Consider the following 17,267-nt stretch of genomic DNA (forward strand, 5'->3'; position numbering starts at 1 on the left):
CTATCTTTGATATACTTACACATTCCGTTTTGCAAGCAAAAATGCAGTTATTGTAACTTTCACTTTTCCACTTCGTTGAAATTGAAAGACGATATGCTTTTAGCTCTAAAAAAAGAGTTATACCTAAGACAACACGAGTTAGAAAACAAAAATCTACCATCATTATATTTTGGTGGCGGCACACCTTCTATCCTTAGCGTAGATGAAATACAAAGACTTATAGACGAGGTATTGAGATATTTTACATTTAATTCTGACATAGAAATCACCTTAGAAGCAAACCCCGATGATTTAAACCAATCCTTCTTAAAGGCTCTTTCTAACACGCCTATCAACAGGTTAAGCATTGGCACTCAAAGTTTTTTTGAAGAAGATTTAAAACTTATGAACAGAGCCCATAGTGCTTCCGAAGCGGAAGGCTCTATAAAAAGAGCCCAAGACACAGGTTTTGAAAACATTAGTATAGATTTAATCTATGGCTCGCCAGCTTCCAACCATTCTCTTTGGAAAGAAAGTTTACAAAAAAGTATAGAACTTCAAGTGCCACATATCTCATCTTATGCCCTTACCGTAGAACCCAAAACTGCTCTACAAAAGTGGATTGAACAGAAAAAAATCAATGCTCCAAAGGAAGAAGAACAGCTTATTGCTTTTCAATACCTTGCAGAAACACTTAAAGCAAATGGATTTGAACATTACGAAATTTCTAATTTCTCCAAACCAAACTATCACTCTAGGCATAATACCGCTTATTGGAAAGGCTTACCTTATTTAGGTATAGGACCATCAGCTCACTCCTACGACGGACAAAAACAACGCAGTTGGAATATCGCTAATAATAGTTTATATATCAAAAGTTTAGTAGAAAACTCACTCCCAAAAGAAACGGAAATTTTATCAGAAAAAGAACAATTTAACGAACTCATTATGATAGGTCTTCGTACCAAATGGGGTGTTGAGTACAATATCATCAGTCAATTTTCGGAAGAAATACTAAAGCCATTCCAAAAAAGCCTAGGAACCAAACTAAGTTTAAGAGTATTAAAATTAGAAGAAAATCAGCTTTTTATACCAGAAGAACATTGGTTTATGGCAGATGGCATTATTTCTGATTTGTTTGTTGTCTGATTTATCTATTTTTGTTTTTAAAAACCCAAACACAATGAAAAGAGTTATTATATTACTACTAACAGGACTTTCCCTTATCTCTTGCCAAACTCAATACGGCATAAACGAAGATAAAGTACAAAGTTACATGGATAAAAATGAGTTTACCATAATGGCAAAAAGGGCACTTCCTAATAATTACGATGTTATCAATATAGCACAATCGTTCCCTACCGTTGGAAGCCGAATGTTTGAGCTAGATTATGGCTATGCTGTTACTCTAAAAAAAGACAGCCTATCCGTTAATCTCCCTTACTTTGGCAGAATGTTTAATGCTAGTCTAAACCCTTCTAAAAACAGTTTCAATACAGAAACAAAAGATTTCAAATTCTCCAAAAATAAAACTAAAAAAGGATATACCTATCATTTTAGTCTTTCTCACCCTGAAAATGTAAGTGATATATACATTGATATTTTTAAAAACGGAAAAGCCTACATTTCTATCAATAGTAGAGACAGGCAGCCTATTTCCTACGACGGCTACCTAGTGGAATAACCTTGAAACAATTATAATTGAACCATTATACAAGCTAATCTTTTAAGTTTAGTAGGAAAACCTTATTTTTGCACCCAAATTAGAAAACGAAGAATGTTAGAACACATCGAAGCATATTTACAAGAGGTAAAGCAATTTCAGTCTTCAAATAAAGATGAAATAGAACAGTTCAGGATAAAATTTAACGGTAAAAAAGGAATTTTAAACGCCATCTTTGATGAGTTTAAACAAGTTCCGAACGAACAAAAAAAAGCTTTTGGACAGAAAATAAATGTTCTAAAACAAGCCGTTGCCGAAAAGCTAGAAGAACTTAAAAATGCAACAGCCTCTAACATTGTAATAGAAAAAGAAGATTTAACTCGCCCTGGGTATCCTTTGGAACTAGGAAGCAGACACCCTATCAACTTAGTAAAGAATAGGATTATTGAGATATTTAAGTCCATAGGATTTGCGGTATCAGACGGTCCTGAAATAGAGGACGACTGGCACAACTTTACTGCCCTTAATCTGCCTGAATACCACCCTGCTAGAGATATGCAGGACACCTTTTTTATAGAGCAAAATCCTGATATTCTTCTTAGAACACATACCTCATCTGTACAGATAAGACATATGGAGCAAAATGAACCTCCTATGCGTATTCTATCACCAGGTAGAGTATTTAGAAATGAGGCTATTTCTTCTCGTTCACATTGTATTTTCCACCAGATAGAAGGTCTTTATATCGATGAAAAGGTGAGTTTTGCGGATTTAAAGCAAACTATACAGTTTTTCACTACGGAGCTTTTTGGAAAGTCTAAAATTAGAATGAGACCGTCTTATTTCCCATTCACTGAGCCAAGTGCGGAAGTTGATGTTTATTGGGGGCTTAACTCCGAAACAGACTACCGAATTACTAAAGGTACAGGTTGGCTAGAGATTATGGGCTGTGGTATGGTAGATCCTGCCGTACTTAAAAATGTAAATATAGACCCTGACAAATACAGTGGCTATGCTTTTGGTATGGGAATAGAGCGAATCGTAATGCTCCTCTACCAAATGAGCGACATTCGTATGTTCTTTGAAAACGATGTAAGAATGTTAGAACAGTTTAAAACGCTATAAGTAACAAAAAAGGAAACTTAAAATTTTAAGTTTCCTTTTTTATTTTTAATGGGTATATGCTGCAAAGGCTTCTTCTAAGGAAGCATATTTGCCTTTGAACTCCTCTATTGGAGAATCTTGCATAATGTTGCCCTTGTGTATCAGTATCACTCTACTGCACAACGCCTCCACCTCCTGCATAATATGTGTAGATAAGATAACCGTTTTTTTACGCCCAATCTCTTTAATCACTTCTCGTATCTCTAAAATTTGGTTTGGATCTAGTCCGTTTGTTGGCTCGTCTAAAATTAGCAAATCTGGCTGATGGATAATGGCTTGAGCTAAACCTACCCTCTGTTTATATCCTTTGGATAATTGCCCTATTTTCTTAGATTTTTCTGGTGTTATCCCTACCAAATCTATCACTTCATCTATCCTCTGTTTAGATATGTGATGAATATCTGCCACCAACTCTAAATACTCTCGCACATACATTTCCGTATAAAGCGGATTATTTTCTGGTAAAAAGCCTATCTTTTTCTTAGCATCTAATGTTCCTACTAACGAAGATCCATTGAAAGAAATTTCCCCTTCTTCTATATCCAAAACACCAGAAATAGTCTTCATTAAAGTAGATTTACCTGCCCCATTAGGTCCTAACAAACCTATAATTTCATTTTTTTGTATGGTAAGGTTAATTTGGTTTAATGCAACCTGCTCCCCAAACTTTTTAGTAAGATTTACAATATCTAAAATCATATATCAATAATATCAGTAACAAATGTATAAAAATAACTATTCTTTCTTCGTCCCAAGTTGAGATTGATACAGCAAGGCATAATAACCATTGAGTGCCAGCAATTCCTGATGTGTCCCCTCTTCTACTATTTTACCTTTATCCATCACCAGAATTTTATCCGCCTTCTCTATGGTAGAAAGCCTGTGAGCAATGATGATAGAAGTTCTATTTCTAGTAATTTTCTCCGTAGCCTTTTGAATCAATTTTTCGCTTTCGTGGTCTATGGAAGAAGTGGCTTCATCAAGAATAAGAATTTTAGGATTAGAAAGATATGCCCTCAAAAAAGAAAGCAATTGGCGCTGCCCCAAAGAAATAGAAGCCCCTCGTTCACTTACCACATAATGATAGCCATTAGGCAAACTTTCTATAAAATCGTCCACCTCTATTTCTTTTGCTATGGTTTTAATTTGCTCTAGAGTGATGGTTTCATCGCCGAACGTTAAATTTTCGTAAATGCTTCCGTGAAATAAGAAAACATCTTGCAATACCACTCCTATATGTTGCCTTAAACTATACAAATCATAATCTCTAAGGTCTTTACCATCTAGTAAAATTTGCCCAGAACTCACATCATAAAAACGAGTAATAAGATTGATGATAGTAGATTTACCCGCTCCTGTAGCTCCTACAATCGCCACAGTTTCTCCTTGGTTTACTTTAAAATCAATCCCTTTAAGCACTTCCTGTTTATCATCATAAGAGAAATGCACCGCCTTAAAGTCTATCTCTCCTTTAATATCTGTAATAATTTCTTTCCCTTCATTAGGCATCGCTTCTTCTTGGTCCATAATACCCAAAACTCGCTCTGCTCCTACTAAACCTCTTTGGATATTATTAAAACGGTCAGCAATTTGGCGTAGCGGTCTTATCAGCATATTTACAAACTGTATAAACGCTATCACTTCCCCAGGCGTAGCATTTTGATTATACAAAGCATTATAACCCGCATAGAACAAAATAAGCCCAATGAATAAAGAAGTAATAAGCTCCACCACAGGGAAAAACAAGGAGAAATAAAACACTGTTTTTAGCAACGCTTTTTTAAGACTTGCATTGATGGATTCAAACTTTTCAAATTCTGCATCTTGCCTATTAAATACTTGAATGATAGACATACCCGAGAGCCTTTCCTGTACGAATGAATTTTGTGTTGCCGTCCATTGCCTTTCATCACCAAAAGATTGTTTAAGTTTCTTTTGAAAAAAACGAGTGATGAGTACCATAATTGGCAATATCGCTAACGCCACGAAACTCAACTGAACATTCACATTAAACATCGCTACAAGCACCATCACTATCCTTAGCACATCTCCAAAGACCATTAGAAAGCCATCTGTATAGACCGTAGCTATGGTTTCTACATCTCCAACGGCACGAGTAACCAATTGTCCAATAGCCGTTTTATCAAAAAATGAAGTCTTGAAGTAAATCAGTTTGTGGTAGAGCTTTTCTCTTATATCTCTCATTACATTTTGAGAAATATAGTTGGATAAAAACACCAACAAAAAATTAAGAATAGTCTCCGCAATCACCAAACCAACTAACCAATAGATACTCTGCATCAAAAGCGTAGTACTTTTCAGTTGCATAATATCGTGGTCAACAATATTTTTGGTAAGAATTGGACGATAAGTAGAAACCACCGCCAAGATAATGGATACCAATAACGCCAACAGAAACCATCGCCTAAAATTCATTCCGATGAAAAATAAGCGTTTAATAAGTATTCCTGTAGTTTGTTTCTTCATACCGTCTTAGTTTCTAAAAATCTGCTCCCAATTATACCCTACATCTACCAAAAATAACCCTTGTGCAGGAGCCGAAGTCCCTGCTGCATTTCTTTCTTTGGCTTCTATTACCTTTCTTAAATCTTGTGGTGCTATTTTGCCACTCCCTATATCCACCATCGTCCCCACGATAGCCCTTACCATATTTCGCAAAAATCTATTGGCAGAAATGGTAAACTTAAGTTCTGCACCCTCTTGTACCCAAAAAGCCTTATAAATTTCGCAGAGGTTAGTTTTGGTATCGGTGTTTAGTTTAGAGAAACTTGTAAAATCGGTATATTCAAAAAGGATTTTGCAAGCCTCGTTCATCGCTTCTAAGTTTAGCGGACGCCTCCAATAGCCCCACGCCGAGTTTTGCGTAAACGGATTTTTCTCTAACGAAATATAATATTCGTAGGTTCTGTAAGTAGCATCAAACCTTGCGTGAAAATCACTAGATACTCTAAACAATCGTTTCACCGAAATATCTGGTGGCAAAAAACTATTGAGCCTTTTAGGCAATAGCTCTTCCTCTAAAATTAAATCTGTATCAAAATGAGCAAACATTTTCTTCGCGTGTACGCCCGTATCGGTACGCCCTGCTCCTGTGGTTTTTATTTCTTCTCTTAAAATGGTAGAAAGTGCCTGCTCTAAGGTTTCTTGCACAGAAATCTGCTTAGGTTGTATCTGATAACCAAAATATTTTTCGCCGTTGTAAGAAAATTCTATGCAATATCTTGACACTTGTATCTTATTTTTAGACTACAAAAATCGGAAAATATATTGACTTATAATCCCTATAATTAAAAGAAATCTTATAAATTAGCCCCGTGAAACAGATATTACTTCTTTCGGATACACATTCTTACCTTGACCAGCGTATTTTAGACTATGCTAAAAATGCAGACGAAATTTGGCATTGTGGCGATTTTGGAAATATGGAAGTGGTGGAAACTCTAGAAAAAATAAAACCTCTAAAGGGCGTTTATGGCAACATAGATGGTACCGAAATAAGAAAGATTTTCCCTGAAGTATTAAGATTTAAATGTGAAGAAGTAGAAGTTCTAATGATTCACATTGGTGGTTACCCCAACAAATATAGCCCTCTAGCAAGAAAAGAAATTCTAGAAAAAACACCTCAACTGTTCATTAGTGGGCACTCACATATTCTAAAAGCAATGTACGACCAAAAGCATCAACTCCTACACCTCAACCCTGGAGCAGCAGGTACTCAAGGGTGGCACCAAGTGCGAACGATGATGCGTTTTAAGATTGATGGAGCAGAAATCAAAGATTTGGAAGTGATAGAACTCGGTAAAAGATGAAAATAGGAGATAGCATTTCTGTAATTGATGATGACTTGTGGGGCATCGTTACTTCTATACACGGCAACGAGGTGGTTTTCCGTGACGAATACCATTTTACTCACCGCTATCCCAAACATCTACTCACTTTAAGAGATGCTTCTCTGTATGAACAAACACCCATCGTACGAAAACCAGAAGCCAATCACACCTCTAAACTACCTAGAAAGAAAAATCAGCACTTGATATTAGACCTTCATTTTGACCAGTTGGTAAATAACCCTGACCATTACGATAGTTTTGAACGGCTATTTATTCAAAAACAAAAATTGGAGGAAACACTTGATTTTTGTAAATTTAATAAAATAAAAAAGCTAGAAATAATCCACGGCATTGGAGATGGAGTTTTGCAAAAGCTAGTCTTTGATACCCTTAAAAGCAAAACCAATATTGAATTTGAAGAAAGTGATTTTTTCTATCATCAATCGGGGTCGGTTATGGTTAATTTCATTTAGAGTTTGTATTTTTACGCTTTAAATCAAAGTAAATGAAAACTATCAACCCAAAAGAACTTCCTCCATTTGAGGTTCAGATGCTACTGCAACACGCCATTGCTCCTAGACCTATTGCTTTAGCTTCTACCATAGACCAAGAAGGCAATATTAACCTCTCACCTTTCAGTTTCTTTAATCTTTTTAGCTGTAATCCGCCCATTGTGATTTTTTCTCCTTCTAGAAGGATGAGAGATAACAGCACTAAAGATACTTTGGAGAATGTGTTACAAGTTCCTGAAGTTAATATCGGTATCGTAAACTACCCCATCGTTCAACAGATGTCTCTTTCTTCTACGGAATACGATAAAAGCATCAATGAATTTGTGAAAGCGGGATTTACAATGAAAGATGCCGACCTAATTGCTCCCAAACTTATAGAAGAATGCCCCGTAAACCTAGAATGTAAGGTCTTAGAAGTAAAACCTCTAGGCACAGAAGGTGGTGCGGGGAACTTGGTGATTTCGGAAGTGGTTAAAATACATATCCGAGAGGAATATCTGAACGAAAACGGCACTCTAGACCAAGCCAAACTGGACCTAGTGGCGAGATTAGGAGGTAACTGGTATTCTAGAAACAATGCGGACAACCTGTTTGAAGTCCCTAAACCCCTAGTAACTAAAGGGATTGGCATAGACCAACTGCCTTGTGAAATAAAAAACAGTAAAGTATTTACAGGGAATGATTTGGGAATGCTCGCTAACGTGGAACGACTGCCCAAAGGCAGCTATACCGATGATGAAGCCACTCATCTAAAGGCTCAATGCCTACTTACCGAGGCAAAAATAGAAGAAGCGTGGCAGTGTTTAGTCTCTATTAAGGTAAAAAAACTATAATACTCAATAAAATCATTGTATTTTGAGAAAATAAAAAGCCACTTATCTATTAAAGTGGCTTTTTAATACAATTAAACTGATTGCTCAATCCTAATTGCTCTGTTTATTTTTTTAACTTCGTATTACAACATCAGCTAAAATAAGCCTTCAACAGACCAATAACGCTCTCCTGTATCATAATTAAAGGTTAATATTCTACTTTCTTTAGGAACTGACTTAAGTAGTTGTGCAACAGCTGCCAAAGACGCCCCTGTAGATATACCTCCTAATATTCCTTCTAATTTTGCTAACTGCTGGGCATAATGAAATGCTTCTTCTTTAGAAATTTTTAGAACTTCATCTACATATTGCCCTTGATAAGTATCTGGCACAAATCCAGCACCAATGCCTTGTATAGGGTGCGGTCCTGGCTGCCCTCCACTAAGTACAGGAGATGCTTCGGGTTCTACAGCATATACTTTTAGGCTAGGGAAATGCTCTTTTAATACTTTTGACACACCTGATATATGCCCTCCAGTACCCACTCCTGTAACTAAGAAATCTAGTCCTTCTGGAAAAGATTTTAGTATCTCTTGAGCTGTTGTTTTGGTATGAACTAATGGATTTGCTGGGTTTTGGAATTGCTGTGGTATCCAATAATTGGTATTCTCGTCTGCCAATTCTTTCGCCTTTGCAATAGCTCCAGACATTCCTTTTTCTTTAGGGGTTAACACTAGCTCTGCCCCGTATGCCGCCATTAGACGACGACGCTCAATACTCATAGATTCAGGCATTACTAATATCAGTTTATAGCCTTTTACTGCAGCTACCAACGCCAGCCCTACCCCTGTATTCCCAGAGGTTGGTTCTACGATAATGGTGTCTTTGGTAATGATACCTTTACTCTCTGCATCTTCAATCATCGCTAGAGCGATACGGTCTTTGATGCTTCCTCCAGGATTATTTCGCTCCAGTTTGATGTAGACACTTGAGTGTTCCCCGAATAAACGGTTGATTTTGACTTCGGGTGTATTCCCAATCGTCTGAAGAATGTTTGTGTACGCCATAATTGTATTTATTTTAAGGTGATTTATTAGTATTTATATTACATAGTTAATGATAGGGATTTCTACTACCTCAATGCCTTTTACGATAATTTGGCTTTTATGAAAGACTTTGGTGTAGGGTTCAATACTGTGGGTAAGCCATACGTTGCCTCCCACAATACTATGATGCCCCACAACAGTATCGCCACCGAGTATGGTAGCCCCCGAATAGATGACTACTTCATCTTCAATCGTGGGGTGCCTTTTGGTGTTCGCCTTATCAAGGGAAACGGAAAGCGCCCCCAATGTTACGCCTTGGTATATCTTAACCCTGTTCCCTATGATGGTGGTTTCTCCTATTACGATTCCTGTGCCGTGGTCAATCATAAAATTCTCTCCTATTTGGGCTCCAGGGTGAATGTCTATCCCCGTACGGCTGTGCGCATATTCGGTTAAGATACGAGGTAGTAATGGGACTCCTTGCAGCCACAGCTCACGAGCCAAACGGTATATTGCTATGGCAAAAAAACCAGGATAGGTAACCTGTACTTCTCTAACGGAAGTCGCTGCGGGGTCGTTAGAAGCAAAATAATGGGCATCTTTCATCAATTTTTGGTAAACCTCTGGTAATGTTTCTTCAAAAAAATGTTCTACCTCTATATTCCTTTCTTTTTCTCCACAAAAGGCTGTAATAATGGCTTCAAATTCGTTTTTTAATTGCCCATAATGGGCTTCAAGGCTAAGCCTTGAGAAACATATATCTTCTTCCGTAAGAAATAAAAAGCGAAATATACGCTCGGCAAAATCTTCGATACGCTGTTTGTTTACGTAATGTTTTATCTGCCTACTTTGTGAGTAGAGTATCTCCACCAACCGACTATTGCTAGTATCCATAATTTTTATTTTTCTATTAAAAAAAAAGCCACTACCTATTTTGGCAGTGACTTTCTAATAATTCTATGTTATATCTTACTCAACTATACAACGAAACGCACACACTGCCTATCTAAACTTGCAGTGTAGCACATACTTTTCGCTATTTGGTTTGTTAAAATCATACTTTCTCTAATGATGGGACAAATATAGAATTTTAATTTCGTAAAAAAAATTTTGGAGTGTATTTTTTTGAATATTATAGTGAGAAAAAGCTAAAATTGATATAGAATCTTATGTTTTAAAACTTTTTTGGAACGACGATAGCCCTTTTTATTTTCTGTTTTTTCTACTTATACGAGTGGTTTTTATCTTCCTACAAATTATTTTTTTGAATTATTATCAATTTTATAGACAAAAACTGTTCATTCTTCTATTCCTCAAAGCCGTTTTTGTATTCCTACAAGCCATTTTTGTGTTCCTCACTGCCATTCTTCTATTCCTCACCGTCGTTTTTGTATTCCTACAAGCCATTTTTGTGTTCCTCACTGCCATTCTTCTATTCCTCAAAGCCGTTTTTGTATTCCTACAGACCATTTTTGTGTTCCTACACGACTTTTTTCTATCCCTACCGATATTTTTTCTATCGCCTAAGGTACTTTTAGGTTAAAAATTGAAGCATTATTTTTTATTAACGCCCAAAGGTTGGCGTTTTGGGATTGAAAAAGGGCTCTTATAAGGCTTTTTATGCTTTTTTAGAAGCGATTGAGGGATTTTCGGGATTTTTTTAATTATTGTAAATGGCTTACTCTCTCAAGACTTTTATTCTGTTGTCTTTCCATATTCTAATGACCGAAGACCCTGCCCATTGGGATACTTTATCCTTTTGTTCTTCTACTACAAAGTCTACGGCGTTTATGAGTTTGGGACTAATATCCGAAAATTGCTTGGGACTTTTGTCGCCACTAAAGTTGGCAGATGTGGAAACCAGCGGGGCGTTGAGCTTACCAATGAGTTTTTGACAAAAAGCGTCTTTTACGAGCCTAATTCCTATGCTGCCGTCCTCTGCCAAGAGTTCTTTGGGTAAGCCTTTGGGAGCATCGTAGATTATCGTAACGGGTTTTTCGCTAAGGTCTATAATTTCCCACGCCATTTCTGGTACTTCTACTAAATCTTGCAGCCTTTTTTCGGTATCTACCAAAATAATGAGGGATTTATGTGGCTCTCTTTTTTTGATTTTGTAAATCTTTTGTATGGCTTCTGGGTTTGTGGCGTCGCAACCTAGCCCCCAAATGGTGTCCGTAGGGTAAAGCACTGTTCCCCCAGACTTTAAAACTTCTACTATCTCTTGCATTGGGTTAATTTTTTAAAACGCTACAATTTAATGGCTGATTTTACGGCAAATTCTTCTGCTTTCTCTTCTAGCCATTGGGCAACATCGTCTTCCCCTGTAGCCCTCTGGTAAGTGTGCCCCAAAGAAACTAATATCTGGTGGAAAAAACGTTTCATATGGTCTACAGGCATATCTTTAGTCCAGAGGTCTATTCTAAGTGCTTCCATCGTTTTGTCGTCCCAAACAGAAATCATTGTGGCTTTGGTTTCTTGAGCTTCTATCCCGCCATCTTGGGCGTGCCAAGTCATTTTCTCTGGAATATGGTTTTCGTCTAGCTCTACATTTACTGTTATCTGTGTTTTTCTCATAATCTATCTTTAATTTTTTTTAATTGTATGCTACTTACCTTGATATTTGGATTGGTTAAAAATCTCCTCGCCCTTCATACTCAAAAATTGAGGAAGTGGTGTTTCTGGCTTTTCTTTAAAGAACTTTCTGCCAATCTCCCACCCTGTATAAACGCCTACTCTAGGCGAAGACTCGTTATCTACTTCTGTATAAAACTTAGAGAATGGTGCGGGTGCTAAAAATCTCCCCGAAAGCTGCATATCGTCGCTAAACAACAAATCGTTTTCTACAAAAAAGTTCCAAATGTTACTTTTGTTTTGAGTCGCCCACTCGTATTGTTTAGGTGTGTAGCCTATCTTTAAATAATCGGCTGTGTTGGGTAACAGAGCGTCTTGTAAAAGCATTAGTTTTCCTTCGTACATCATTTTGTCTATGAATTTTTGTTCGCTCCTATCCATCGGCACGATGTGTTCCGACAACGCTAAAGCTGCTTTAGGTAATAAGTTTTGAGGGTTCATAGAAACTTGTAAATACTGATTAACCCCTCTATAATAGCGGTTGCCCTCCCCCATAAAGGCGGCAATATCTATAAAGAGCCAATTTTTTTCGGCGTGATAAAAGACGGGAACTTCCACGTCTTGCACAGCAGAAGAATAAAGGTAAACTACAGGCGTTTTGAATTGAGGAAAATAGTGCTGCACACGTGCAAAGAGTTCGCTCAAACCTTTTTCTAACTCTGGCACATTCACTTTTTTGAGGGCTTCTTTGTAGATGTTTATCTCCAAGGTGTCTTTTCTTCTTAGCATAAAATCTTCATCAGAAACCGTCCCTTGAAACCAAGGGTATTCCTTCTTAAAATCTTCCAAAGAGTAATTTTCATCGTAAAACTGATGAGAAATATCTACGGTTTTTACCTTAGGTAAAGGTGCTTTGAGGTCTATATTCCAGCCTTTGTCTTCCTTTTGGCAAGAAACTAGCACTCCAAGTAATAGGATTAACCAACTAATGTGTTTCATCATTGTTCTAAAGATTTTTCTAAGTCGCAAAAGTAATCATTTTTAAACGCTTATTTTAGTCCATAATCCAAAAACTTCTGTATTTTTACGCTTCTAATTTTAAATATCACAAAAAGCTATGCAAACAGATAAAGTAATTCAGCACATTGTAAATTGGTTAAAAGATTACGCCCAAAAAGCTAATGCAAAAGGCTATGTGGTAGGAGTTTCTGGCGGTGTAGATTCTGGAGTAGTTTCTACACTATGTGCGATGACGGGACTTAAAACCCTACTACTAGAAATGCCCATTAGACAACAGCAAGACCAAGTGAGCCGTGCGTGGGAACATATAGAAGACCTCAAAAAACGCTTTCCTGATAATGTGGAAGCAATGAGCGTAAACCTCACTCCTGCTTTTGAGGAACTTTATAAGACCTTTAATGTCCAAGATGACCTCTACCCTAACGAAAAATTGGCTTTTGCTAATACCAGAAGTAGATTAAGAATGCTTACGCTCTACTATTACGGACAAATTAACGGACTCCTCGTGTGTGGTACAGGTAACAAGGTGGAAGATTTTGGAATTGGTTTCTACACCAAATATGGCGATGGTGGCGTAGATGTTTCTCCAATCGCTGACCTTTACAAAACGGAGGTTTACCAACTTTCTAAAGCCTTGAATCTCGTGAAAAGTATCCAAGAGGCAATTCCTACCGATGGGCTTTGGGATACAGACAGAACCGATGAGCAACAAATAGGAGCTACCTACCCAGAACTTGAAAAAATACAGAAAGAATACCCTACCAAAACCCTAGAAGATTACACAGGAAGAGACCGTGAAGTCTATACCATCTTTGACCGAATGCACAAAGCAGCCCAGCACAAAATGAACCCAATCCCTGTATGTGATATTCCTGAAGAATGGAGGTAATATCGTAAAAATAATGATAAAGAATACCATATTTTCATAAAATGTTTACAACTCATAGATTAAATTTTACGGAGAACAAACTAATTTTTTCATATAGTTCTAAAAAACTGAATTTGCTTATCGCTATTCTGTTTTCTGTATTATGTTTTGCACAAAATGATAGTTTAAAAATCGTACAGCCTCACAGAAAAAATACCGAATGGGCAATGAAACAGCCTTATGTTATTTTGATTTCTGCCGATGGGTTTCGCCACGACTATCCCGAAAAATATAATGCCGAAAATATCATCACCCTTGGTAAAAGTGGCGTTCGTGCCAAAGCTATGATACCCTCTTATCCTTCTATTACAGGTCCCAACCACTATACTTTAGTTACGGGATTGTATCCTTCGCACCACGGTATGGTGGATAATCATTTCTATGATGAAAAAAGAAAAGAGGCTTTCTATTTTGGTAATCCCAAAAATATTCGTGACGGCTCTTGGTTAGGAGGTTATCCTATTTGGGGTTTAGCGGAACGAAGTGGTATGCTTTCTGCCGCAATGATGTGGGTTGCAAGTGATGGCGATGCTGGTGGCATAAGACCTACCTACGCTTACAAATATAGCGGAAAAGTAACACCCAAAGAAAAAGTAACCCAAATTATAGATTGGCTAAAACTACCTGAAGAAACTCGTCCGCATTTTATCACACTATACTATCCCGAAGTTGACCACGCAGGGCACATCTACGGAACAGAAACTCCTGAAACACGAGATGCCGTACAACTAGTAGATAAAAGCATTGGCGAACTGGTACAACGTGTAAAAGAGCTAAATCTACCAAATGTGAATTTCGTATTTGTATCGGACCACGGAATGACGAATGTAGATATTAAAAACCCTTTAGAAATACCCTCTTTTTTGAAGGATAAAAATCAATACCGATATGTTAATTCTCAAACATTAGTCAGAATTTCTGTTTTAGACAAACATAATATTAACGCAACTTATAAGAAACTAAAACAAGAGGCTACTCCAGAGTACAAGGTGGTTTTAGCCAAACGACTACCCCAAAAATTGCATTATGCTACTCGTGATGACCGTTTTAGCAGAATGGGAGATATTTACCTTCTGCCCAAAGCTCCAAAAATATTTTTAGAACAAGGACAAAAAACCACTTTAGGAAAACACGGCTACAATCCTTATTGGGTAAAGGATATGAATGCGATGTTCATTGCTAATGGAGTTCAGTTTCAATCAAACAAAGAGATTTCGGAATTTAGAAATGTAGATGTTTACCCTTTTATTTTAGAAATTTTGGGCTTAAAACCTTTAGAGCAAATTGATGGTAAAAAAACTTTGATTAGAAAAGTGCTGAAGTAATTGAGAGCGTGAAGATTGTTATTTTTTAGAAATCTATATACAATTTGATACTAAATTATAACTCAGATTTTATACTTCTACACTTTTCAACTCACACAGTTAGTTAAATGTTACCCAATACCTTTCTCAAAAATCTATTTTAAATCAGCTTTTTCAATACTAATCTTTTATTTTCATAACTTCAGAACCTGTAATTTTTAACATCATTTCTGCATATTCTTTTTCGGCTTTTTCAAACTTTGGTAATTCAAATAAAGAGTCGTCTATTTTAACTTCCTCTATAGTTAGTAAAGTCATTCTTATTGAAATAAAGTCACTTACTTTTTTTACTATTTCTAATGGATAAGACTTTGAAATATCAACAATTGCATTAAAATATTCGTAGTTATGATTTTTGAAATTTCCCGAATCTAACTTTGCAATCTCTGAATTATAAAAGTAATACTCTTCACCAAGTTTGCCCCAGGTTAACTTAATTAAGTTACAATTATTACCATTGATAACTTTTAAAGAATCAATTTTCTCAATTTTAGGTTCTTTCAAGTTTAGATTCATCCCATGATAATTTTTAGCATCTGTTATGACAACATGATCAAAATCTTTTTGAAAAGTATATATTTTATTTAAATCAGCTTTGTAAACAATTCTTTTTCTATTATTTGAATTATCCTCTTTTATATAGTTTCCATTTTTTATAGTTACTGTAAATAAATCAAAGTAATCATCATCTTTTTTCATTTTTTCAATTACTTGTTCCTTTTTAATTTCAATATTTCCAAATTTTTCCGTTTGAATATCAAGTTCAACTTTGTATACTAATCTTCCCTCAAATGATTGTGCAAATGGCATTAAATAAATTAGAATCATACAAATTCCCAATAATATTTTTTTCATTATTAACTAGTTTCTATGTTATTTTTATTCTCCAATATCCTGTCAACTTATGATTGTTTCCAATGATTGAATATTTCCAAAATGCAACCTTAACAAAGGTTTTGCGACTATATCAAATCAAACAAATTTGTGAATGTAAAAAACATTTTGCAAATACTATATTTACTGAAAGTTTTCTTATTATCAATAAACTCTTTTCATAGTTTTTGTGTTAGCTGGCAAATCAAAAATAGTGTTATCAACTTTCATTTCTTTTACTTCTATTGCTACACTTTCTAATGTAAATTGTCCGTTGTCTATTATAGATTTTAATGGTAATGAATTTGATTTTGAAAGAAAGTCATACCAATTTCCAAACTTATGATTTTCATACAATTTTGTATTAACCGAAAATTTTGTATTGAAGTAGTATTTCTGTATTCCACTTTTACAAGTCAGAACAAGTTCATCACACTTATAACCTAAAACCTCTGCCATCCCCTTATTAACTTCCGCTTTTAAAACTTTGTCTGAATTTGCAGCTCCATCGTTCCATAATAAAATTTCAGAATTTGCCATTTTACTATAAAGTTTATTTTCCTTATTTACATAAAGCTGCCATTGAAAAAATGAGCCGTTTGCGACAGACTTATAGTTACCATTTTTAATAAAATATTCTTGTACCGACCCCATCATTGTTGTGAATTGTTCGTCTGCTACATTGGGGATCTTACTTCTGTACGTGTTTTTATAAACTATCTTTCCTTCAAATGTTTGCCCAAAAGAAGTGATGGCAAAAAGCGTCACAAGTAAAAAAATAAATATTCTTGTCATATTATTTTAATTTTAAAGAATCTTAATAATGTTTTTTTCAATTCTGTGAAATTAAACAAAATTCTGAAAGTAAAAGCATCCTGCAATTAAGTTTTCTATCACTCCCTAAATTCCACCTTTTGCAAATACTATATTTTATTTTTCAATCTCTCTTATTAAATCATTTACCTCATTGATATTCTTCAATCTACACCATTTCATTTTTATTAAATAGGGTTCTGAATAAGCCATTCCTTCTTCATCAATTTTTGTAATTCCAATAAGATTATTATTTTCGTCAAAATACTTAAAATAATAGTGAACTTCCAAAGTTCCTAATTCTCCCCACTCATATTTTGTACTATCATTGAGAATTTTTAAAAGTCTGAAACTTTCCTCTGGTTTGAGTTCGTATTTATTTTTCAATAGATTATGGTTTGAATAGAGAACTATTTTCTTTGGTTTCCATCTAGGAAAGGTTATTTTTTTTGAATTTTCAATTTCAACAAGAGAAGAATAAGTTTTAGGATTAGCGATTTCGGGAAAGTAATTTCTATAAAATTTATTTTCAATTTCAAAATTTGCAAATTTTGGATTAAAATTTATTTTCACTGAAATAATGATAATTGAAACTATTAAAATAGAAAAAAACAGAAATTTCTTCATCATATTTTAGAATGGTTATAGTAGGGTTCCCACGCTTGGCAAAC

At 35.6% G+C, this 17,267-nt stretch carries 19 protein-coding genes; 8 read left to right on the forward strand and 11 right to left on the reverse strand.

The genetic code is table 11. The features are described from left to right. Positions 1 to 21 precede the first annotated feature (21 nt). The 3 genes from hemW to pheS all read left to right on the forward strand — a co-directional run bounded on the left by hemW (position 22) and on the right by pheS (position 2,767). Positions 22 to 1,128, forward strand: a complete 1,107-nt coding sequence (hemW, locus tag D1003_RS05140) for a radical SAM family heme chaperone HemW (protein ID WP_311709869.1) — start codon at positions 22 to 24, stop codon at positions 1,126 to 1,128. 34 nt (positions 1,129 to 1,162) lie between these two features. Further along, a complete protein-coding gene (locus D1003_RS05145) occupies positions 1,163 to 1,663 on the forward strand; it encodes a DUF4251 domain-containing protein (protein WP_153936001.1) in 501 nt (166 codons plus the stop codon). Between the two features lie 93 nt (positions 1,664 to 1,756). Further along, positions 1,757 to 2,767, forward strand: coding sequence for a phenylalanine--tRNA ligase subunit alpha (gene pheS, locus D1003_RS05150; protein ID WP_153936002.1), 1,011 nt, complete (start codon positions 1,757 to 1,759; stop codon positions 2,765 to 2,767). A gap of 45 nt (positions 2,768 to 2,812) precedes the next feature. Here pheS and D1003_RS05155 read toward each other — a convergent pair whose 3' ends face one another. From D1003_RS05155 to truA, 3 genes are read right to left on the reverse strand one after another with little or no spacing between them, the layout of a single operon-like run. After that, on the reverse strand, positions 2,813 to 3,505 hold the full coding sequence (locus D1003_RS05155; RefSeq protein WP_153936003.1) for an ABC transporter ATP-binding protein: 693 nt from the start codon (positions 3,503 to 3,505) through the stop codon (positions 2,813 to 2,815). A 36-nt stretch (positions 3,506 to 3,541) separates the two neighbouring features. Then, positions 3,542 to 5,293 (reverse strand): ABC transporter ATP-binding protein, encoded by a 1,752-nt coding sequence (locus D1003_RS05160; protein ID WP_153936004.1) that lies wholly within the window; start codon positions 5,291 to 5,293, stop codon positions 3,542 to 3,544. Between the two features lie 6 nt (positions 5,294 to 5,299). Then, positions 5,300 to 6,055 (reverse strand): tRNA pseudouridine(38-40) synthase TruA, encoded by a 756-nt coding sequence (truA, locus tag D1003_RS05165; RefSeq protein ID WP_311709825.1) that lies wholly within the window; start codon positions 6,053 to 6,055, stop codon positions 5,300 to 5,302. Between the two features lie 86 nt (positions 6,056 to 6,141). Here truA and D1003_RS05170 point away from each other — a divergent pair, with 86 nt between their 5' ends. From D1003_RS05170 to D1003_RS05180, 3 genes are read left to right on the forward strand one after another with little or no spacing between them, the layout of a single operon-like run. Continuing rightward, on the forward strand, positions 6,142 to 6,636 hold the full coding sequence (locus D1003_RS05170; protein WP_014937314.1) for a metallophosphoesterase: 495 nt from the start codon (positions 6,142 to 6,144) through the stop codon (positions 6,634 to 6,636). Continuing rightward, positions 6,633 to 7,130, forward strand: a complete 498-nt coding sequence (locus D1003_RS05175; protein WP_153936005.1) for a Smr/MutS family protein — start codon at positions 6,633 to 6,635, stop codon at positions 7,128 to 7,130. Before D1003_RS05170 ends, D1003_RS05175 begins: the two co-directional genes overlap by 4 nt. A gap of 32 nt (positions 7,131 to 7,162) precedes the next feature. After that, positions 7,163 to 8,002: a flavin reductase family protein gene (locus D1003_RS05180; protein WP_153936006.1), complete on the forward strand. Its 840-nt coding sequence runs from the start codon at positions 7,163 to 7,165 to the stop codon at positions 8,000 to 8,002. A gap of 134 nt (positions 8,003 to 8,136) precedes the next feature. On the opposite strand, the gene cysK is transcribed toward D1003_RS05180, so the two are convergent. The 5 genes from cysK to D1003_RS05205 form a co-directional block, all read right to left on the reverse strand. Beyond that, a complete protein-coding gene (gene cysK / locus D1003_RS05185; RefSeq protein WP_052910253.1) occupies positions 8,137 to 9,048 on the reverse strand; it encodes a cysteine synthase A in 912 nt (303 codons plus the stop codon). 33 nt (positions 9,049 to 9,081) lie between these two features. Beyond that, entirely contained in the window at positions 9,082 to 9,921 is an 840-nt protein-coding gene (locus D1003_RS05190; RefSeq protein WP_153936007.1) for a serine O-acetyltransferase, read from the reverse strand. A gap of 784 nt (positions 9,922 to 10,705) precedes the next feature. Continuing rightward, positions 10,706 to 11,254 (reverse strand): L-threonylcarbamoyladenylate synthase, encoded by a 549-nt coding sequence (locus D1003_RS05195; protein ID WP_153936008.1) that lies wholly within the window; start codon positions 11,252 to 11,254, stop codon positions 10,706 to 10,708. Positions 11,255 to 11,274: 20 nt separating this feature from the next. Continuing rightward, on the reverse strand, positions 11,275 to 11,601 hold the full coding sequence (gene gldC / locus D1003_RS05200) for a gliding motility protein GldC (protein ID WP_153936009.1): 327 nt from the start codon (positions 11,599 to 11,601) through the stop codon (positions 11,275 to 11,277). A 30-nt stretch (positions 11,602 to 11,631) separates the two neighbouring features. After that, complete coding sequence (locus tag D1003_RS05205; RefSeq protein WP_153936010.1) at positions 11,632 to 12,600, reverse strand: gliding motility protein GldB; 969 nt, start codon at positions 12,598 to 12,600, stop codon at positions 11,632 to 11,634. 115 nt (positions 12,601 to 12,715) lie between these two features. On the opposite strand from D1003_RS05205, the gene nadE reads away from it, so the two are divergent. Both nadE and D1003_RS05215 read left to right on the forward strand, forming a co-directional pair. Continuing rightward, the gene (gene nadE, locus D1003_RS05210; RefSeq protein WP_153936011.1) at positions 12,716 to 13,507 is read left to right on the forward strand and encodes an NAD(+) synthase; all 792 of its coding nucleotides are present in this window, start codon (positions 12,716 to 12,718) and stop codon (positions 13,505 to 13,507) included. Between the two features lie 41 nt (positions 13,508 to 13,548). Further along, positions 13,549 to 14,871 carry an ectonucleotide pyrophosphatase/phosphodiesterase gene (locus D1003_RS05215; protein WP_260393334.1) on the forward strand — a complete coding sequence of 441 codons (1,323 nt, stop codon included), beginning with the start codon at positions 13,549 to 13,551 and terminating at the stop codon, positions 14,869 to 14,871. A 159-nt stretch (positions 14,872 to 15,030) separates the two neighbouring features. Here D1003_RS05215 and D1003_RS05220 read toward each other — a convergent pair whose 3' ends face one another. The 3 genes from D1003_RS05220 to D1003_RS05230 form a co-directional block, all read right to left on the reverse strand. After that, complete coding sequence (locus tag D1003_RS05220; protein ID WP_153936012.1) at positions 15,031 to 15,765, reverse strand: hypothetical protein; 735 nt, start codon at positions 15,763 to 15,765, stop codon at positions 15,031 to 15,033. 183 nt (positions 15,766 to 15,948) lie between these two features. Beyond that, positions 15,949 to 16,578 carry a hypothetical protein gene (locus tag D1003_RS05225; protein ID WP_153936013.1) on the reverse strand — a complete coding sequence of 210 codons (630 nt, stop codon included), beginning with the start codon at positions 16,576 to 16,578 and terminating at the stop codon, positions 15,949 to 15,951. Positions 16,579 to 16,713: 135 nt separating this feature from the next. Beyond that, positions 16,714 to 17,226: a hypothetical protein gene (locus D1003_RS05230; RefSeq protein WP_153936014.1), complete on the reverse strand. Its 513-nt coding sequence runs from the start codon at positions 17,224 to 17,226 to the stop codon at positions 16,714 to 16,716. Between the last annotated feature and the right edge of the window lie 41 nt (positions 17,227 to 17,267).

Source organism: Riemerella anatipestifer (genome assembly GCF_009663465.1).
GTDB classification, from domain to species: Bacteria; Bacteroidota; Bacteroidia; order Flavobacteriales; family Weeksellaceae; genus Riemerella; species Riemerella anatipestifer_C.